Origin of the sequence: Acidocella sp. MX-AZ02 (assembly GCF_000306035.1) — a bacterium.
Classification (GTDB): Bacteria; Pseudomonadota; Alphaproteobacteria; order Acetobacterales; family Acetobacteraceae; genus Acidocella; species Acidocella facilis.
Genome location: NZ_JH976208.1, coordinates 362,904 through 380,578 on the forward strand (window position 1 = coordinate 362,904; position 17,675 = coordinate 380,578).

18 protein-coding genes are annotated in these 17,675 nt (G+C 67.4%); 13 read left to right on the top strand and 5 right to left on the bottom strand.

The genetic code is table 11. The annotated features are described in order from the left end of the window. The first annotated feature begins 57 nt into the window (after positions 1 to 57). Genes MXAZACID_RS10000 through MXAZACID_RS10035 form a run of 8 tightly spaced genes read left to right on the top strand, consistent with a single transcriptional unit; the run spans position 58 to position 7,270 of the window. Positions 58 to 1,638: an ABC transporter ATP-binding protein gene (locus MXAZACID_RS10000; RefSeq protein ID WP_051060310.1), complete on the top strand. Its 1,581-nt coding sequence runs from the start codon at positions 58 to 60 to the stop codon at positions 1,636 to 1,638. Beyond that, positions 1,622 to 2,698, top strand: coding sequence for an ABC transporter permease (locus MXAZACID_RS10005; RefSeq protein WP_008494193.1), 1,077 nt, complete (start codon positions 1,622 to 1,624; stop codon positions 2,696 to 2,698). Before MXAZACID_RS10000 ends, MXAZACID_RS10005 begins: the two co-directional genes overlap by 17 nt. Further along, positions 2,695 to 3,621, top strand: a complete 927-nt coding sequence (locus MXAZACID_RS10010) for an ABC transporter permease (protein WP_008494194.1) — start codon at positions 2,695 to 2,697, stop codon at positions 3,619 to 3,621. Before MXAZACID_RS10005 ends, MXAZACID_RS10010 begins: the two co-directional genes overlap by 4 nt. Positions 3,622 to 3,648: 27 nt before the next feature. Continuing rightward, positions 3,649 to 4,734, top strand: a complete 1,086-nt coding sequence (locus MXAZACID_RS10015; RefSeq protein WP_008494195.1) for a BMP family ABC transporter substrate-binding protein — start codon at positions 3,649 to 3,651, stop codon at positions 4,732 to 4,734. Then, the gene (locus tag MXAZACID_RS10020; protein ID WP_008494196.1) at positions 4,734 to 4,916 is read left to right on the top strand and encodes a DUF4089 domain-containing protein; all 183 of its coding nucleotides are present in this window, start codon (positions 4,734 to 4,736) and stop codon (positions 4,914 to 4,916) included. Before MXAZACID_RS10015 ends, MXAZACID_RS10020 begins: the two co-directional genes overlap by 1 nt. Before the next feature lie 6 nt (positions 4,917 to 4,922). After that, complete coding sequence (locus MXAZACID_RS10025) at positions 4,923 to 6,272, top strand: AtzE family amidohydrolase (protein ID WP_008494198.1); 1,350 nt, start codon at positions 4,923 to 4,925, stop codon at positions 6,270 to 6,272. Then, positions 6,269 to 6,661 (top strand): oxalurate catabolism protein HpxZ, encoded by a 393-nt coding sequence (gene hpxZ / locus MXAZACID_RS10030; RefSeq protein WP_008494199.1) that lies wholly within the window; start codon positions 6,269 to 6,271, stop codon positions 6,659 to 6,661. The genes MXAZACID_RS10025 and hpxZ overlap by 4 nt, the downstream gene beginning before the upstream one ends. 12 nt (positions 6,662 to 6,673) lie before the next feature. Then, positions 6,674 to 7,270 (top strand): TetR/AcrR family transcriptional regulator, encoded by a 597-nt coding sequence (locus MXAZACID_RS10035; RefSeq protein ID WP_205619786.1) that lies wholly within the window; start codon positions 6,674 to 6,676, stop codon positions 7,268 to 7,270. Positions 7,271 to 7,274: 4 nt separating this feature from the next. Here MXAZACID_RS10035 and MXAZACID_RS10040 read toward each other — a convergent pair whose 3' ends face one another. Next, a complete protein-coding gene (locus tag MXAZACID_RS10040) occupies positions 7,275 to 8,222 on the bottom strand; it encodes a nitronate monooxygenase family protein (RefSeq protein WP_008494201.1) in 948 nt (315 codons plus the stop codon). Between the two features lie 158 nt (positions 8,223 to 8,380). Between MXAZACID_RS10040 and MXAZACID_RS10045 the strand changes: the two genes are divergently transcribed. Beyond that, positions 8,381 to 9,550, top strand: coding sequence for an MFS transporter (locus MXAZACID_RS10045; RefSeq protein ID WP_240376607.1), 1,170 nt, complete (start codon positions 8,381 to 8,383; stop codon positions 9,548 to 9,550). 164 nt (positions 9,551 to 9,714) lie between these two features. Here the strand turns inward: MXAZACID_RS10045 and MXAZACID_RS10050 are convergent, their stop codons facing one another. Then, positions 9,715 to 10,227, bottom strand: a complete 513-nt coding sequence (locus MXAZACID_RS10050) for a hypothetical protein (RefSeq protein ID WP_008494203.1) — start codon at positions 10,225 to 10,227, stop codon at positions 9,715 to 9,717. A 29-nt stretch (positions 10,228 to 10,256) separates the two neighbouring features. Then, positions 10,257 to 12,263: an N-acetylglucosamine-6-phosphate deacetylase gene (nagA, locus tag MXAZACID_RS10055; RefSeq protein ID WP_008494205.1), complete on the bottom strand. Its 2,007-nt coding sequence runs from the start codon at positions 12,261 to 12,263 to the stop codon at positions 10,257 to 10,259. A gap of 156 nt (positions 12,264 to 12,419) precedes the next feature. Here nagA and MXAZACID_RS10060 point away from each other — a divergent pair, with 156 nt between their 5' ends. Further along, complete coding sequence (locus MXAZACID_RS10060; protein WP_008494206.1) at positions 12,420 to 13,805, top strand: amidase; 1,386 nt, start codon at positions 12,420 to 12,422, stop codon at positions 13,803 to 13,805. Here the strand turns inward: MXAZACID_RS10060 and MXAZACID_RS10065 are convergent. Beyond that, a complete protein-coding gene (locus MXAZACID_RS10065) occupies positions 13,802 to 14,653 on the bottom strand; it encodes a c-type cytochrome (protein WP_008494207.1) in 852 nt (283 codons plus the stop codon). The two genes, MXAZACID_RS10060 and MXAZACID_RS10065, sit on opposite strands and share 4 nt — an antisense overlap. A gap of 157 nt (positions 14,654 to 14,810) precedes the next feature. On the opposite strand from MXAZACID_RS10065, the gene MXAZACID_RS10070 reads away from it, so the two are divergent. From MXAZACID_RS10070 to MXAZACID_RS17820, 3 genes are all read left to right on the top strand, one after another. Next, the gene (locus MXAZACID_RS10070) at positions 14,811 to 15,566 is read left to right on the top strand and encodes a FadR/GntR family transcriptional regulator (RefSeq protein WP_008494208.1); all 756 of its coding nucleotides are present in this window, start codon (positions 14,811 to 14,813) and stop codon (positions 15,564 to 15,566) included. Positions 15,567 to 15,703: 137 nt separating this feature from the next. Further along, positions 15,704 to 15,904 carry a hypothetical protein gene (locus MXAZACID_RS10075; RefSeq protein ID WP_008494209.1) on the top strand — a complete coding sequence of 67 codons (201 nt, stop codon included), beginning with the start codon at positions 15,704 to 15,706 and terminating at the stop codon, positions 15,902 to 15,904. A gap of 141 nt (positions 15,905 to 16,045) precedes the next feature. Beyond that, positions 16,046 to 16,477, top strand: a complete 432-nt coding sequence (locus tag MXAZACID_RS17820) for a hypothetical protein (RefSeq protein WP_205619787.1) — start codon at positions 16,046 to 16,048, stop codon at positions 16,475 to 16,477. A 78-nt stretch (positions 16,478 to 16,555) separates the two neighbouring features. Here MXAZACID_RS17820 and MXAZACID_RS10085 read toward each other — a convergent pair whose 3' ends face one another. Then, a complete protein-coding gene (locus MXAZACID_RS10085; protein WP_051060312.1) occupies positions 16,556 to 17,632 on the bottom strand; it encodes a Dyp-type peroxidase in 1,077 nt (358 codons plus the stop codon). Positions 17,633 to 17,675: the final 43 nt, after the last annotated feature.

Consider the following 17,675-nt stretch of genomic DNA (forward strand, 5'->3'; position numbering starts at 1 on the left):
CATTGCCGGTTGCGGGCGGGATCGATGCTGGCCTGAATATTGCTTGGAGGTTGCGCGATGGCCCCTGGTTTGAACCGCTCTGTTGCTGAAGACGCGCCATTGCTGGCGTTGCGGGGCATCGTCAAGCAATTCCCCGGCACGCTGGCGAATGACCATGTGGACCTGACCATCGGCCAGGGCGAGATCCATGCGCTGCTGGGCGAGAACGGTGCGGGCAAATCGACGCTGGTGAAGATCATCTATGGGGTGATGAAGCCGGATGCGGGGAGTCTGCGCTGGCGGGGACAGGAGGTGGCGATCAACAGCCCGGCCCAGGCGCGCGCGCTGGGCATCGGCATGGTGTTCCAGCATTTCTCGCTGTTCGAGGCGCTGACGGTCGCGGAGAATATCGCGCTGGGGCTGAATGATCCGAAGGACCGGGAGAATCTCGAGGGCCGGATCGCCGAGATTTCCAGCCGTTACGGGCTGCCGCTGGACCCGCATAAGGCGGTGCATGATCTCTCCGTCGGCGAGCGCCAGCGCATCGAGATTGTGCGCTGCCTGCTGCAGAACCCGAAATTGCTGATCATGGACGAGCCGACCAGCGTGCTCACCCCGCAGGAGGTGCAGGCGCTGTTCGCCACGCTGCGGCGGCTGCGCGCCGAGGGCTGCTCGATTCTCTATATCAGCCACAAGCTGGAAGAGATCCGCAGCTTGTGCGAGGCGGCGACGATCATGCGGCTGGGCAAAGTGGTGGCGCAGTGCGACCCGCGCGAGAAGACCGCCCGCGAGCTGGCGGAGCTGATGATCTCGGCGAAGCTGAAAACCCAGGATTATTCGCAGAAACACAGTGCCCAGGGGCCGGAGCGGCTGGTGGTAAGTAAGCTGACCATCCGCTCCAACCAGCAATTCGGCACGGATTTGAAGGAGATTTCCTTCGCCGTGAAAGGCGGGGAGATTTTCGGCATCGCCGGGATCGCCGGGAATGGCCAGAGCGAGCTGATGGATGCGCTTTCGGGTGAAATTCCCGCCGGCGCGCCGGGGAATATTCTGCTGGATGGCGCCCCGGTGGGGCTGGAGCGGCCGCGGGCGCGCAGGCGGCGCGGCGGCTGTTTTCTGCCCGAGGAGCGCAACGGCCATGGCGCGGTGGGCGGGATGAGCCTGGCCGAGAACGGCTTTCTTTCCGCCCATATACGCGGCGCGCTGGGGCGGTTTGGTCTCATCAATAAGCGCCGGACCCAGGAATTCGCGGCCAAGGTGATTTCCGCCTTCGATGTGCGCACCACCGGGCCGCTGGCGGAGGCGCGTTCGCTCTCCGGCGGCAATCTGCAGAAATTCCTGGTCGGGCGGGAGGTGTTGCAGCAGCCGGGCGTGCTGGTGATCTCGCAGCCGACCTGGGGGGTGGATGCCGGCGCGGCGGCGGCGATTTACGAGGCCCTGGTGGCGCTGGCCCAGGCGGGTACGGCGATCGTGCTGATCTCGCAGGATCTGGACGAGATTTTGCTGTTATGCGACCGCATCGCGGTGATCGCGGCGGGGCGGCTTTCCGAGGCGATGGATGTGAAGGATGCGACGATCGAACGGATTGGCCTGTTGATGGGCGGCACGCAGACGGGCCAGGATCAAGCCGGGGAGGCGCAGCATGTTGTTCCGGCTTGAACCGCGCGGCGAGCGCTCGGGCTTCTGGTCCATCGGCTCGCCGGTTTTGGCGATTTTGCTGACCATCGTGACGATGATGGTGATCTTCGCGCTGCTCGGCAAGCCGCCTGTGCAGGGGATCGAGACCTTCCTGATCACCCCGATCGCCAATGTCTCGGGCCTGTCCTCGCTGGCGGTGCGGGCGGCGCCTCTGATCATGATCGGGGCGGGGCTGGCTTTGTGCTACCGGGCGAATGTCTGGAATATCGGCGGGGACGGGCAGTTCACCATGGGCGCGCTGGCCGGGGCCGGCGTGGCGCTGGCGCTGCCCAATGGCGCGTTCTGGTGGGAATATCCGCTGGTGCTGGCACTCGGCGTGCTGGGTGGCATGGTCTGGGCCGGGCTGGTGGCCTGGCTGAAGCTGAAATTCAACGCCAATGAAATTCTGACCTCGCTGATGCTGGTCTATGTCGCCAATCTGATCCTGGTCTGGCTGGTGACCGGGCCGTGGCGCGATCCGCAGGGCTTCGGCTTTCCGCAATCGGCGATGTTCGGGGCGGGGGCGACGACTCCGGATTTTGGCAGCACCTCCATCCATCTCGGCTGCGCGCTGGCGCCGGTGCTGGCGCTGGTGCTGTGGCAGATTCTGGGGCGCTCGGTGCTGGGGTTTCAGCTGCGGGTGGTGGGGCAGGCACCGCGGGCGGCGCGCTTTGCCGGGTTTTCCAATGCAAGGCTGACCTGGATCGCGCTTTTGGTCTCGGGCGGCTTGTCCGGGCTGGCGGGGATCATCGAAGTCACCGGGCCGATCGGGCAGCTGACCACCACCATCACCCCGGGCTATGGGTTTTCCGCCGTCATCGTCGCGTTTCTGGGGCGGCTGCATCCGGTCGGGGTGATTTTCGCCGGGCTGCTGCTGGCGCTCTCTTATCTCGGTGGCGATGCGGCGCAGATCAATCTCAACATGCCCAACGCCATCACCGGGATTTTCCAGGGTGTGCTGCTGTTTTATCTGCTGGGGGCGGATGTGCTGATCCTGCACCGCGTCCGGCGCATCCGCCCGCGCGCGACGGAGGCCGCATGATCCTCTCCATGGTCACAACCTTGGCGGTGTCGGTCGTCGCCGCCTCCACGCCGCTGCTGATTGCCGCCTCCGGCGAGCTGGTGGCGGAGAAATCCGGGGTGCTCAATCTCGGCGTCGAGGGGATGATGCTGGTCGGCGCCATCGCCGGTTTCGCCACCGCGCATCATAGCGGCAGCGCCATGCTGGGGGTTGGGGTGGCGGCGCTGGCGGGGGTGTGCATCGCGATGATCTTCGCGCTGCTCAGCCTCTCCTTCCTCGCCAACCAGGTGGCGACCGGTCTGGCGCTGACGATTTTCGGGCATGGCTTCGCGGCCTTGCTGGGGGCGGGCTATGTCGGCATTTCCGCGCCGGTTTTGCACCCGATCGCGATCCCGCTGCTGAGCGCCATTCCGGTGCTGGGGCCGGTGTTGTTCGATGAAAATATCCTGGTCTATTTCGCCTTCATCATGCTGGCGGTCATCGCCTGGTTCCTCAACCGCACCCATGCCGGGCTGATCTTGCGCGCGGTGGGGGACAGCCACGATGCCGCGCATGCGATGGGCTATCCGGTGCTGCGCATCCGCTACGCCGCGGTGGCGTTTGGCGGGGCGATGGCGGGGATCGCCGGGGCGTATTTCTCGCTCTTCTATTCGCCGCTCTGGTCGCAGGACCTCACCGCCGGGCGCGGCTGGATCGCGCTGGCTTTGGTGGTGTTCTCCGCGTGGCGGCCGCTCTGGCTGCTGGTCGGCGCCTATCTGTTCGGCGGCATCACCTTCTTCTCGCTGTATGTCCAGGGGCTGGGGATTTCGGTGCCCTCGCCCTTGGTCTCCGCCTTGCCTTATGTCGGCACCGTGCTGGTGCTGGTGCTGATCTCGCGCGATGCGCGGCGCATCCGGCTCAACCAGCCCGCCTGCCTCGGCAAATATTTCCACGCCACAGCCTGAGCTTCACGAAAAGGAAGGAGCAACATCATGTCTTCACTCAAACGCCGTGGCTTTACCGCCATGCTGGGGGCCTCGGCCCTGGCCGCACCCGGCATTATCGGCGCCGCCCGCGCCGCCGCACCGCTGAAGGTGGGGTTTGTCTATGTCGGCCCGGTCGGGGATTTCGGCTGGAGCTACCAGCATGATATCGCCCGCAAGCAGGCGCAGGCGGCTTTGGGGGGCGCCATCGAGACCTCTTATGTCGAGAATGTGCCGGAAGCGCCGGAATGCCAGGCGGTGTTCGAGAGCCTGGTCGCCTCCGGCCATAAGCTGATCTTCGGCACCTCGTTCGGCTATATGAACTATATGGTGAAGGTGGCGGCGAAGCATCCTGATGTGATGTTCGAGCATTGCACCGGCTATAAGCAGGCCAAGAACCTCGCCATCTATGACATCCGCTATTACCAGGGGCGCTATATCCAGGGCGTCATTGCCGGGCATATGTCGAAGACCGGCAAGATCGGCTATGTCGCCTCCGTGCCGATCCCGGAAGTGGTGCAGGGCATGGATGCGGTGCTGCTGGGTATGCGCTCGGTGAACCCGCAGGCGCAGCTGAAATTCATCATGGTCGATAGCTGGTACGATCCGGGCAAGGAAGGCGATGCCGCGAAGGCGCTGATCGACCAGGGCTGCGACGTGCTGACCCAGCATACTGACAGCCCGGCGCCGCTGCAGGTGGCCGCCAGCCGCAACATCCCGGCCTTTGGCGAGGCGACGGACATGATCAAGTTCGCGCCGAAGAACCAGCTCACCGCCGATGTGAATGAATGGGGCGGCTATTACATCAAGCGCTGCAAGGCAGCCCTGGCCGGCACCTGGAAGACCGAGAATACCTGGGGCGGCTTTGCCGATGGCATGCTGGCCATGGCGCCCTACACCAACATGCCTGACAGCGTGGCGGCGGCGGCGAAGCAGGCGGTGGCGGATATTTCCTCCGGCAAGAACAAGATCTTTGTCGGCCCGCTGACCGACCAGACCGGCAAAATCTTCCTGCCCGCCGGCCAGGTGATGGATGACAACACCCTGACCGGGCTGCAGACGCTGGTGCAGGGTATCGACGGCAAGCTCTCCTGATGAGCGCGCCGGACGAAGCCGCCTATCTGGCGGCGGCGTCGAAATTGCTCGGGCTGCCGATCCGGCCCGAGCACCAGGAGGCGGTGCAAACCGCCTTCGCCGTGCTCTGCGCCCAGGCGGCGCTGATCCGGGATTTTCCGCTGCCGGCGCAGACCGAGGCGGCGCCGCGTTTTACCCCCTGAGGCGATATGGAATTTTTTGAGCTGAGCGCGGTGGAGATCGCCACGCGGGTGCGGGCGGGCAAGCTCTCCGCCTCGCAGGTGCTGGCGGCGCATATCAGGCGCATCGAGGCGCTGGACCCGGTGCTGAACTGCTTCACCGGCAAAACCTTTGAGCGGGCGCGGGCCGAGGCGGCCTGGGTGGATGCCACCGTGCAGGCGGGGGGCGATCCCGGCCCGCTGGCCGGGGTGCCGTTCGCGGTGAAGAACCTGTTCGACATTGTCGGGCTGCCGACGCTGGCGGGCTCGAAAATCCGCCGCGAGGCGGCCCCGCCCAAGCAGGATTCGCCGCATGTGCAGCGGCTGAACGAGGCCGGGGCGGTGCTGCTCGGCGCCTTGAACATGGACGAATTCGCTTATGGCTTCGTCACCGAAAACGCCCATGACGGGCCGACGCGCAACCCGCATGACACCACGCGTATCGCCGGCGGCTCCTCCGGCGGCTCGGCGGCTTCGGTGGCGGCGGGGTTGTGCGTGCTGGCGCTGGGCTCGGACACCAACGGCTCGATCCGCCTGCCCGCCGGGCTGACGGGCATTTACGGGTTGAAGCCGAGCTACGGCCGGGTGACGCGGGCGGGGACGTTCCCGTTCGTTGACAGCTTCGACCATATCGGCCCGTTCGCGCGTTCGGCGGCGGATCTGGCGCTGGCTTATGATGTGCTGCAGGACGAGGATGAAGCCAGCCCGGTTCTGGGCGAGGCGGCCGATGCGGCGCGGGTGGCGGTGCTGGATGACTGGTTCCAGCACGGGGCCAGTGCTGAGATGCTGGAGGCGGTGCGGATCGTCGCCGATGCGCTGGGCGGCACGCAGAGCGTGACGCTGCCGGAGGCGAAGCGGGCGCGGGCGGCGGCGTTCTGCATTTCCGCCTTCGAGGGTGGGCAGCTGCATAAGCCCAACCTGATCGCAAGGCCGCAGGATTATGATCCGGCGACGCTGCCGCGGCTGATCGCGGGGGCGTTGCAGCCGGCAGAGACGATTTATCAGGCGCAGCGCTTCCGCGCCTGGTTCCGGGAGCAGGCGCTGAAATTGTTCGAGCGCCATGATCTGCTGCTGGCACCTGCCACGCCGATCACCGCGCCTTTGATCGGCCAGCCAAGTTTCGAGCTGGCCGGGGAACAGGTGCCGCTGCGCGCCAATATCGGGCTTTATACCCAGCCGATCAGCTTCATCGGGCTGCCGGTGGTGTGCGTGCCGGTGGCCTCAAGCGGATTGCCGCGCGGGGTGCAGATCATCGCCGCGCCTGGGCGTGAGGCGCTGGCACTGGCGGCGGCGGCGCGGCTGGAGGCGGCGGGGGTGCTGGCGGCGAAGGTGGTCGGGTGATCATCGACGAGCCGGCGGCGAAGGCCGAGCTGGAGGATTTGTTCGCCGCCTATGAGCGGGCCTTGATGGCCAATGATATCGAGGCGCTGAACGGGTTTTTCTGGCCGAGCCCGCAGGCGCTGCGCTTTGGCGATAACGGGGCGGCTTACGGGATCGAGGAGATCGCCGCGTTTCGCCAAGGGCGGGCCGGCGGCTCGCCGAAGCGGCGGCTGATCAATACCCGCATCGTCGCCTTCGGGCCTGACCACGGGGTCGCCACCACCGAGTTCGAGCGCGAGGGTGAGGCGCGGCGTGGGCGTCAGACGCAAATCTGGGTTCGGTTTCAGGATCTTGGCTGGCGAATCGTCAGCGCCCATGTCTCTCTGGTAACGACCGACACCGGAGCCTGAATGCCGCAAGCTTTGTCAGAAGACCGTCTCGCGGAAACCCGCGAGAAAATCGTGCGCGTGGCCGAGCGCCAGGCGGTGGCGCAGGGGCTGGAGAATGTCTCCACCCATTCGATCGCGCGTGAGCTGGGCTGGTCCGCGACGGCGCTGTATCGCTATTTCCCGAACAAGGAGGCGATTCTGGCCGCCGCCCGGGCGCGGGCGCTGAACCGGCTCTCCGAGGCACTGGAGGCGGCCATCGGCGGGCCCGGCGATGTCTGGGAGATTTCGCGCGCGGTCGGGGATGCGTATGTCGCCTTCGCCTTCGAGAATCCGGATGCCTACCGGCTGATCTACGCGCTCAACCAGCCGGACCCGGATGAGTATCCGGAATTCAGCGCGGCGCTGGCGCGCGCCCGGGGGAACATGACGCTCTATGTCGAGCGCATGGTGGCGCAGGGCGGGCTGGAGACGGATGCCAGCGTGCTCGGGCATCTGTTCTGGGCTGGGCTGCACGGGCTGATCACGCTGGAAATGACCGGCAAGATCCGCTCCGAGACGCTGAATTTCACCAGCTTGCGCCATGAGATGATGCGCGCTCTGGTGCGCGGCACCCGCCCCAGGCCGGATTAGCGGATCAGGCGTTCGTCTCGGCGCCGAGGTGTGCCAGCGCGGCCTGGTATTCATCGCGCAGCCGGGCGATCAAGGTGGCGGCGGGGACGATGTCGCGCACAGCGCCGATGCCCTGGCCAGCCCCCCAGATATCCCGCCAGGCCTTGCTGCCATTCACCACCTGGCTCCATTCCATTTTCGCCGGGTCGGCGCCGGCCAGCAGGGCCGGGTCCAGCCCCGCCGCCTTGATGCTGGGGATCAGGTAATTGCCGTGCACCCCGGTGAAGAGGTTGGAATAGAGGATGTCCTTGGCGCTGCTCTCCACGACCATTTGCTTATAGGCGGCGGGGGCGTCGGCCTCCTGCGTGGCGATGAAGGCGGAGCCGATATAGGCCAGATCCGCCCCCAGGGCGCGGGCGGCGGCGATGGAGCGGCCATTGGCGATGGCGCCGGAGAGCGCCAGCGGGCCATCGAACCAGGCGCGGATTTCCTGCACCAAGGCGAACGGGTTGATGGTGCCAGCATGGCCGCCGGCCCCGGCGGCCACCGCGATCAGCCCATCCGCGCCGCGCGCGACGGCTTTGTGGGCAAATTCATCGTTGATGACATCATGCAGCACCAGCCCGCCATAGCCATGCACCGCCTCATTCACCTCCGGCATCGCGCCGAGCGAGGTGATGATGATGGGCACCCGATATTTCACGCACAGCGCCAGATCCTCCTGCAGGCGCGGATTGGTCTTGTGGACGATGAGATTGACCGCGAAGGGGGCGTCCGCGTCGGTCAGTTCCGCGCGCAGGCGGGTCAGCCACTCTTCCAGCACGCCGGAGGGACGGGCATTGAGCGAGGGAAAGGCCCCGACGATGCCGGCTTTGCATTGCGCGATGACCAGCTCCGGCCGGGAGATGATGAACATCGGCGCGGCGATGGCGGGCAGAGACAGGCGGGGTTCCAGCCAGGCGGGCAGGGTCATGGGCACGGTTCCTTGGAATAATGGCGATTATTAACGCCGTTAACCATAGCCAGCCATATTTTCCCGGGCAGGGCAAGGGCTTGACCGGCGGCGCGCATCCTCCCACATGGCGGCAAGCCCCGTCCCGGGGCCTTCCGAACAAATCGAGTATGGGGCTGATGGATCAAAACCTCCCGCGTGCGGGCAATGCCGGGCTGGCCTTGCTGGCGCTTTCCACAGGCGGGTTCGCCATCGGCACCACCGAGTTCGGCACGATGGGGCTGGTGCCCTATTTCTCGCAAGGGCTGCATGTGGATATCGCCCAGGCCGGGCGGGTGATCAGCGCCTATGCGCTGGGGGTGGTGGTGGGCGCGCCGATCCTGTGCGTGGCGGCGGCGAAGCTGCCGCAGCGGCGGCTGCTGATCGGGCTGATGGTGCTGTTCGCGCTCGGCAATCTGCTCAGCGGTCTGGCGCCGAGCTTTGGCTGGATGCTGGTGTTCCGCTTCCTGGCCGGGCTGCCGCATGGGGCGTATTTCGGCGTCGCCTCGCTGGTCGCGGCCGAGCTGGTGCCGGCGGAGAAGCGCACCCAGGCGATTGCCAGCGTCATCACCGGGCTGACGGTGGCGACGATTTTCGGCGTGCCGCTGGCCAATGCCATCGGCCAGTTGCTGAACTGGCGGCTGGCCTTCGTGCTGGTGGCGGTGCTGGCGCTGGTGACGGCGGTGATGGTGTGGAAGCTGGTGCCGCGGCGCGATAATAGCGGGGAACCCGCGAAGAACCCGCTGGATGAGCTGGACGCGCTGAAGAACAAGCATGTCTGGCTGACGGCGGCCATCGGCGCGATCGGCTTTGGCGGGATTTTCGCGGCCTATACCTATTTCGCCTCTACTTTCCTGCAGGTGACGCATGGCGCGCCTTATCTGGTGCCGCTGGTGCTGGGCTGTTTCGGGGTGGGGATCACGGTGGGGAATATCCTCACCGCGCGCTTCGCCGACAAGGCGCTGATGCCGACGGTGGCGGGGGTGCTGATCTGGAGTGCGGCGGCGCTGGCGCTGTATCCGTTGATGACCGGGCATGTCTGGAGCATGTGCCTGGCGGCCTTGCTGATCGGCGGCGGCGGCGGGTTGGGCTCGCCCTTGCAGGCGCGGCTGATGCTGGTGGCGGGCCGGGCGCAGACGCTGGCGGCGGCGCTGAACCAGAGTGCGATGAACGTGGCCAATGCGCTCGGGCCATTGCTGGCGGGGGTGGCGATCAGCCTGGGGGCGGCGCTGCCGCAGACCGGGTTGGTGGGGTGCCTGCTGGCGCTGGCCGGGCTGGTGATGTGGTGGCTGGCGCTGCGGGCGGTTTAATCCGGGGGAAAAGTTATAAAAATTTTTTGGTGCCGCTTTTTTTCAAAAAAGCGGCGAAAACGTGCGGGGGGGGGGCACCTAAGCCGTCAAAACCCCAGACGTTCTGAAGCCCTTTTTGAAAAAAGGGCTTCACTCCAAAAACTTTTGCAAATTTATTTAGTCTCTTAGCGCACCGGGATGGTGGCGTAGCGCAGCTCGCCCACCCGCTCCAGCGGCGGCGCCTCGCGGCAGCAGATCAGCCAGTAGGGCAGCACCAGCAGCAACGTCCAGGCGAAATTGCCGATCAGCTGGGCATGGGCTTCCAGCGGCCATTGGGTCGGGAACAGCACCAGATCCAGCAGCCACAAGGTTCGCCAGAGCAGCCCCGAAAGGCGCACCGCCGGGGCGACATGGGCGCGCCGGCCGGTGCGGGCCTGCTGGCTGTTGATTTGCAGATGCGCGGCCCCGGCCATGATGCCGAGGCAGATCATGTCTTCGAAAAAATCCGAGGTGTAGGGGCGGTCGAACAGATGCACCCAGAGCAGCCCGGCGAGGGCGCCGGCGCCGGTGGAGATGCGGGCCAGGGTGAAAAGCGGCAGGCCGAACAGCCAGGCCGCGTAATCGACCCCCGGCTGCAACAGCCGGTCTATGATGAAATCGTCCGCCTTTCTTGCGAAACCGATGATATTCCCGGCCATTTCTTCGTCCCGTCAGACCGAATCCACGCTCAATCCATAGTCAAAGCCCGCCGCAGCGAGCCACCCGCCGCCGCCAGCCTCGCCCGCGCCAGATCCGGCGCCAGGCCAAGCCTGATGGCCAGCACGGCAAGTTTAACATGCATGTCGCACGCCTCCAGTTCAAGGCTTGCGGTTTGCTCATCCACGCCGGTCAGCCCGGTCACCATCCGCACCGCCCGGCGGCGCAGCTTGGCGTTGCTGGCCCGCATATCCACCATGAAAGGTCCAAAGGTTTTATTAAGACGGATCATCACGGTGGAGGAGAGGATGTTCAGCGCGATCTTTTCCGTGGAGCCGGCGGAAAGGCGGGTGGAGCCGGCGATGATCTCCGGGCCGGAGAGGATTTCCACGGCGATCCGCGCGGCGGCCGCCATCGGTGAGGCCGTATTGTTGACGATGGCGCCGGTGAGCCCGCCCAGCCCCGCAGCATGGCGCAGCGCCGCCAGCGTGTAAGGCGTGGAGCCGGAGGCGGCGATGCCGACCAGCGCGTCCCTCTCGCAGAACCGCTGCGCGTCGAGGGCGGCGCGGGCGGCGTCCTCGTCATCCTCCGCGCCCTCGGCGGCCTGGATGAAGGCGCCCTCGCCGCCGGCCAGCAGCGGCACGATCAGCCCGGGCGCGACCCCGAAGGTGGGGCGGCATTCCACCGCATCCAGCAGCCCGAGCCGGCCGGAGGTGCCGGCCCCGGCGTAAAACAGCCGCCCCCCCGCCGCGAGCCGGGCCGCCACGGCATCCGCCAGCCGGGCCAGGGCCGGGGAGGTGCTGTTCAGCGCGCGCTGGGCGGTGGCTTCCTGGGTGAGGAAGAGGCGGATGATCTCCTCGGTGGGGCGGGCTTCCAGGTCCAGCAGCTCCAGGCGCGGGGCCTCGGTGCCGCGCGGCGTGGCCGGGCTGCCGGGCTGGCCGGCCTGCCAGACCTGCAAGGCCTGGAAATCCTCCGACCACCAGACCAGATCCGCCGCCGCCCCCGGCGCGATGCGGCCAAGGTTGAGGCCGAGCGCGTCGGCGGGGCGGGAGGTGGCGGCGGCCAAAGCGATTTCCGGGGCGATGCCCCAGAAGATCATCCGGCGCACCCCTTCATCCAGCGTGATCGCGGCGCCGGCGATGGTGCCATCCGCCCGGTGGCCGACGCCATCCGGCCCGAGAATGGCCGTCGCGCCGCCAAATTCCAGTTCCGCGCCAGGCTCCAGCCCGGCCAGAGCGATGGAATCCGTCACCGCGATGGCGCGCGGGCAGGCGGCGAAGGCGATCTGCAGCAAAGCCGGATCGACATGCACGCCATCGACGATGAGGCAGGGGGCGAGAAGCGGGTCGGTGAGGCCGATGCCGGGCGCGCCGGGGGCGCGGTGGCCGAGCGGGGATTGGGCGTTGAAGAGATGCGTCACCAGCCGCGCCCCGGCCGCCACCCCGGCGCGCATCTGCGCGGCATCGGCATTGGTGTGGCCGAGCGAAACGCGGATGCCCGATGCTGTGAGCCGGGCGATGGCGGGCAGCGCGTACTCCAGCTCCGGGGCCAGGGTGAGCAGCTTCAGCACGGCGGCGGCGGGGCCGTCCAGCAGCTCATCCAAAGCCGCCTGGTCCGGCAGGCGCAGCCAGTCCGCCCGGTGGGCGCCGCGCTTGGCGGGGGCCAGGAACGGGCCTTCCAGATGCAGCCCGAGCAGGCCGGGGTGACGCGCCATGGCGGCGCGCAGCCGGGTTGCGGCTTCAGCGATGGCCGGCAGAGGCTGGGTGATGATCGTGGGCAGCACGGAGGTGACGCCGCGCGCGGCGAGGCCGGTGGCGAATTTGTCCCATTCCGCCGGCGTGGCGCTGGCGCAATCCACCCCGAAGGCGCCGTTATTATGCAGATCGATCAGCCCCGGCCCAAGGATGCCATGTTGCAGCTCCAGGTCCGGATTGGCGGCGCCTGGGTGGATGGCGAGGATGCGCCCGGCCGCGATTTCCACCGTGGCCGGGCCGGTGAAACGCTCACCATCGAAGAGTGTCTGGGCAAAAATCCGCATGGTCCGGCCTTGTTCGATCTCTGCCGCCCTTCTGCGGCCAGGGCGGGGGCGGGGCAAGGGAGCAGGCCAGATCGGCGGATAAAAATCGCCGCTGGCCCCTTGCCGGGCGCCGCCGGGAGTGCTGGCCTGGGCGCCTGTGAATGCAAGAGGTGATGCATGGATGCGCTGCCCCCCGCCCCTGAGCTTTGCCAGCTCGATGCCGCCGCGCTGGCGACGGCGTACCGCAGGCGCGATCTCTCCCCGGTGGAGGTGACCAAGGCGGCGCTGGCACGGGCCGAGGCGATCAACCCCGCCCTCAACGCCTTCACCTTTCTCGACCGCGACGGCGCGCTGGCGGAGGCCAAGGCGTCCGAGGCGCGCTGGCGGATGGGCGCGCCGCTCTCCGAGGTCGATGGGGTGCCGACGACGTTGAAGGATATCGTCTGGGTGCAGGGCTGGGCGGTGCGTTATGGCAGCGAGACCACCGACGCCACGCCCTGGCGGGAGGATGCGCCTGCGGTGCGCAAGCTGCGCGAGGCGGGCTGCGTGTTCATCGGCCAGACGACGACGCCGGAATTTGGCTGGAAGGCGCTGACCGACAGCCCCGCCTTCGGCATCACCCGCAACCCGCATGACCCCTCCAAGACCTCCGGCGGCTCCTCCGGCGGGGCGGCGGTGGCGGCGGCGATGCAGGCGGGGCGGTTGCATTTGGGCTCGGATGGCGGCGGCTCGATCCGGGTGCCGGCGAGTTTCTGCGGGATTTTCGGGATCAAGCCGAGTTTTGGGCGGGTGCCGGCCTATCCGGCGAGCGCCTTCGGCACGGTGGCGCATATCGGCCCGATGGCGGCGAATGTCGCGGACGGTTTGGCGATGCTGAAGGCGATGTCCGGCCGGGACCGGCGTGACTGGAACCAGGGGGCGGGGCAGTTTCCGGGGCTGGAGGCTGCCCCGCTTTCGCCCAAGGGGCTGAAGATCGGCTATTGGCGCATCCCGCCTTCGGGGGCGCTGGATGCGGAGCTGGGCGCGATCATCGATGCCAGGATCGCAGAGCTGGCGGGGCAGGGGGCGGAGATTTCGCCCTTCACGCTGCCGGGCGGCGATTTGCTGGACTTGTTCCATGACCATTGGTTTTCCGGGGCGGCGACGCGCCTGGCGGGGGTGCCGGAGGCAAAGCGCGCCGGGATCGATCCGGGGTTCCTGGAAATCGCCGCGCAAGGGGCGCGGATGAGTGCGGTGCAGCTGGTGCGCGCCCAGGTGCGCCGGGCGGATTTCGGCGCGGCGATGGATGCGGCACTGGCGGAGTATGATTTCATCCTCTCGCCGGGCACCGCCATTCCGGCTTTCGAGGCCGGGGCCGAGGTGCCTTCGGGCGCCGGGCTCACGCGCTGGACCGAATGGGCCGGGTTCAGCTACCCGGTCAACCTCACCCAGCAGCCCGCCGCCGTGGTGCCGTGCGGCAAGACCAAGGCCGGGCTGCCGGTGGCCCTGCAGATCATCGGCGGGCGCGGCGAGGATGGAAAGGTGATGGCGCTGGCGGCTTCGCTGGAGGCGCTGTTCGCTTAAGGCGTCTGACCTTGCAGGGTGGCGGCGGATAGCCCGGCTTTTTTCAGATTGCTGGCGACGCTGTCCGTCTCGCTGCGCACCTTGGCGTTATAGGCCTGGCCGGGCGGCAGATGGTCCTGCAGCACGAAATCCGGCCGGGGCTGGGTGTCGACATAAAGCGCCACCTGGAAGGCTTGCTGTTCGCTGAGATGCGGGTTGCCGAGCGGCATATTGCCCTTCACCCAGGTGGCGAGCTTGGCGATGTTGGCCAGCCCCGCCCCGGCATTATAGCTGCGCGCGCCCCAGACCGGCGGGAAGCTGCCCATGCCGGCGCCGTTGGCGCCGTGGCAGGCGGCGCAGTTCTGCTTGTAGAGCGTCTGGCCGGCGGCATAGTCCGCCGCAGTGGCGGCCTTCACCATCGCCGGGTAGGGGCTGGGGGTGGGCGTGGCGAGCGCTTCCACTTTCTTGTCGCGGTCCAGCCAGTCGATATAGGCGGCCATGTCCACCACCACGGCGCTGTCCGTGCTCGGCCGCTTGCCGTTCATGCTGCGCATGAAGCAATTGGCGATGCGGTCCTCCAACGTGATCACCGCCCCCTCGCGCGGCGAGAAGGAGGGGTATTCGCTGGCGGTGTTGAGGAAATTACCGGGATGATCGTTATTGCCGGCATTAGTATGGCAGTTGGCGCAGGTGAGCGCGTTGCCGATATAGCCCTTCGAGGCGGCATTGGTGCCGGTCTGCATGATCAAGTCATGGCCGCTTTGAATGGCGGCGCCGAGCGGGCCGGGCGGCAGGCCCTGCAAAGGCTGCGCCGCCGCGGGCAGGTTGGCGAGGCTGAAAAGGAAGGTGGTGATGAATAGCTTGCGCATGATTCGCTCCCGTTTGTCCGAGCTCTATCACTTTTGTAATGAAGCGGAAATGACCGGAACGAGAAAATCCTGGCTTTACGCGCGCGAAGGGTGCGGTTCGGGCCTTCGCCTGTGCGCGTGGCTGGGGTAATCTCGCGCCAAAAGGAGATTTGCCACGGTGGCCCACGCCCCGACCAAGACGATGATGCCGCCGATGGCGGAGCCGCCGAGCCTGGTGCTCACCCGCCGCCAGCGCATGGGCGACCAGCTTTATGGCCAGATCCTGGAGCAGATCCTCTCCGGCCGCCTGCCCGAGGGCACCAGGCTGCCGGCGGAGGTGGATCTCTGCAAGATGTTCGGCGTCTCCCGCCCGGTGGTGCGCCAGGCCTTGCAGCGTCTGGGCGCGGATGGGCTGGTGCAGGCGCGCCAGGGCTCGGGCACCTACGTGATGGCGCGCCCGGCGGAGCGGCTGGCCAGTTTCGCGGCGCCTGAGCAGGTCGCGGATTATCTGCGCTCGGTCGAGGTGCGGGTGGTGCTGGAGGGGAGCGCGGCGGAACATGCGGCGGAGCGGCGCAATGCCGGGGAGCTGGCCGCCATCGAGGCGGCGCACGCGCATTTCCGCCAGGAGGCCGAGCGCGGCGTGCTGACCCCGGCCGGGGATCTGGCGTTTCACATGGCCATCGCCCGGGCCAGCGGCAATCATTTCTATGCGAGCGCGATGGAGCATCTGCACCAGGCGGTGAGCGGGTTCATGAGCGTCTCGCTCAGCCTCACCCGCACCAGCCCGCGCGAGCGCGCCAGCGTGGTGCTGCGCGAACATGAGCTGATTCTGGAAGCGATCCGCGGCCAGGACGGGGCAACGGCGCGCATCGCCATGCAGTTTCACATCACCCAGGCCCGGCGGCGGATGGTGGACCATCATCGCGACGATTGAGCCGCGGGCGCCGCGCTCCTCGCGTTTCATGAAGCGGCTTTAACCGGTCCCCCAGCCGCCTTTGCCTGGCGCATGCGCTATAAGGGGGCGGGCCCGTGTGGCCGCCGATCGTCAAGATGTGATGGAGGATCGTTGAAATGGCTCTGCAAACCAGTTCCGCCCATGCGCGTGTGCGCGAGCGCTTGTTCGTGATGTGGGAAGAGGCGGGGAGCGACCCCGATGCCGCCTACCAGCTCTGGCATAAGGTCCGCCCGCTGCTGGAGGATCGCGGGATCTCCGCTGTCGCCCGGCCGCCTGCCTCCCGGCAGGCGCCGCCGCGAGAAGCAAGGCGGCGCTGAGCGCCAGGCTGAGCCCCCAACGCTGAGGCCAGCCCGGCCTTGGGGGAGACGCGTGGGTTTGGCAAAAAATGAGTTACAATCTTCCGTTAAATTTGAGCTTGTAACCTTTTTTGCGAAGAGGGTGGTTCGATGCGTTATCTCTTGAAACCGCTTGCTGTACTGTCCGCCCTGGCGGTGGGGGCGCTGGCCCTGCCGGGGCGCGCCCAGGCGCATGATGGCTGGCATGGTGGCGGTTGGGGATGGGGGATCGGGATCGACGTGGCGCCGATCGTGGTGCCGGGGCCTTATGTCTATCCGCCTTATTACGCCCCGCCGCCGGTTTATGTCGCGCCGGCCCCGGCGCCGGTGCCGGATGGCTATTATGAGCCTTATCCGGGCTATATCGCGCAGGCGCCGGTCGCGCCCGTGGCGCCGGTGGCCCCTGCCGCGCCCGTCGCGCCGGCCGATGCGGGGGCGGCGCAATCCTGCCATGCCGGCGCTTATATCTGCCCGATGGAGGTGAGCGTGCCGGTGGGCGGGCGCTGCTATTGCCCGGGCAATGATGGCGTGCGCCAGTACGGCACCGCCCAGTAATTTCCGCCCTCCGTGGGTGAACGCGAAAGGGCTTCAGCGTCGCGCCGAAGCCCTTTTTGCCGCCCGGATGCAGGTGCGTCAGGCCGCGAAGAGCGGCGCGCCGATATAGCTGCCCGGCTGCGCCCCTGGCGGGCAGGCGAACACGGCGCTGCCGACATGGGTGGTGAACTGGTTCAGCGCGTCGAATTTCGACATTTTGTCGAAAATCTTGATGAAGCCGTTGCGCGGGTCTTTCTGATAGGCCTGGAAGAACAGGCCGGACTCGAACTCGATCCCCTGCGTCCAGGGCGGCCAGCGCTCGGCGGTGAAATCGGCGCCGTTATTATAGCCGTAAGAGCGGCGCAGGATCTGCGCGCCATCATTCAGTGCCGCCGCGCCCAGCCTGGCATGGGCGGTTTGCGGGATGACATAATTGCCGTCGCTGTCGGTGGCGTTGAAATTCGGCGTGTCGAACTCGCGCGTGCCGCCGAGCGGGGCGCCGCTGGCCTTGTGGCGGCCGAAGGTCTGCTCCTGGAAGCCGACCTTCATCCGGTCCCAATGTTCCAGGGCGATGCGGATGCGCCGCGCCACCATGTAGCTGCCATTCTGCATCCAGCCGGCATCCGCCCCGGCCCAGACCACCGCATCCATCTCATGGCCGGTCGGGTTCATGGTGCCGTCCTTGAATCCCATCAGATTGCGTGGCGTGCCCTTGCTCCGCGGGGCGGTGGAGAAGCCGGTCTGCACCCATTTCAGCGTCGCGGTGCCGTAGGCGAGGCGGGAGAGTTGGCGCACGGCGTGGAAGGCCACCTGGGGATCGTCGGCGCAGGCCTGCACGCAGAGCGCGCCGCCGCACTGGCCCGCCACCAGCTGGTCGCCGTTGAAGGCGGGCAGATCCACCAGCGCCGCCGGGCGGCGGGCGGCCAGCCCGTAACGGTCCTTGCCGTTCAGCGTGAACAGATCCGGGCCGAAGCCGAAGGTGAGGGTGAGCCGCGCCGGGGTCAGCCCCAGCGCCTCGCCGCTATCGAGCCCCGGCTCGTCCTCCTGCTGGGTGCCGGGCTCGGCCGGTAGGCCGGCGGTCATCCGGGCCGATGCCGCCGTCCAGCGTTGCAGCAGGACGATCGAGCTCGGCGCGGTGTTCGGTTTCGAGATCGAAGGACGCGAAATATAGGGCACTCTGCATCGGGGTGGTGATGCCCTGCTGGCGGGGGCCATAGAA

Coding starts and splice junctions, on each gene's coding strand:
- MXAZACID_RS10000 (WP_051060310.1), top strand. CDS start 58: ATGGCCCCTGGTTTGAACCGCTCTGTTGCTGAAGACGCGCCATTGCTG.
- MXAZACID_RS10005 (WP_008494193.1), top strand. CDS start 1,622: ATGTTGTTCCGGCTTGAACCGCGCGGCGAGCGCTCGGGCTTCTGGTCC.
- MXAZACID_RS10010 (WP_008494194.1), top strand. CDS start 2,695: ATGATCCTCTCCATGGTCACAACCTTGGCGGTGTCGGTCGTCGCCGCC.
- MXAZACID_RS10015 (WP_008494195.1), top strand. CDS start 3,649: ATGTCTTCACTCAAACGCCGTGGCTTTACCGCCATGCTGGGGGCCTCG.
- MXAZACID_RS10020 (WP_008494196.1), top strand. CDS start 4,734: ATGAGCGCGCCGGACGAAGCCGCCTATCTGGCGGCGGCGTCGAAATTG.
- MXAZACID_RS10025 (WP_008494198.1), top strand. CDS start 4,923: ATGGAATTTTTTGAGCTGAGCGCGGTGGAGATCGCCACGCGGGTGCGG.
- MXAZACID_RS10040 (WP_008494201.1), bottom strand. CDS start 8,222: ATGACCCTGCCCGCCTGGCTGGAACCCCGCCTGTCTCTGCCCGCCATC.
- MXAZACID_RS10045 (WP_240376607.1), top strand. CDS start 8,381: ATGGATCAAAACCTCCCGCGTGCGGGCAATGCCGGGCTGGCCTTGCTG.
- MXAZACID_RS10050 (WP_008494203.1), bottom strand. CDS start 10,227: ATGGCCGGGAATATCATCGGTTTCGCAAGAAAGGCGGACGATTTCATC.
- nagA (WP_008494205.1), bottom strand. CDS start 12,263: ATGCGGATTTTTGCCCAGACACTCTTCGATGGTGAGCGTTTCACCGGC.
- MXAZACID_RS10060 (WP_008494206.1), top strand. CDS start 12,420: ATGGATGCGCTGCCCCCCGCCCCTGAGCTTTGCCAGCTCGATGCCGCC.
- MXAZACID_RS10065 (WP_008494207.1), bottom strand. CDS start 14,653: ATGCGCAAGCTATTCATCACCACCTTCCTTTTCAGCCTCGCCAACCTG.
- MXAZACID_RS10075 (WP_008494209.1), top strand. CDS start 15,704: ATGGCTCTGCAAACCAGTTCCGCCCATGCGCGTGTGCGCGAGCGCTTG.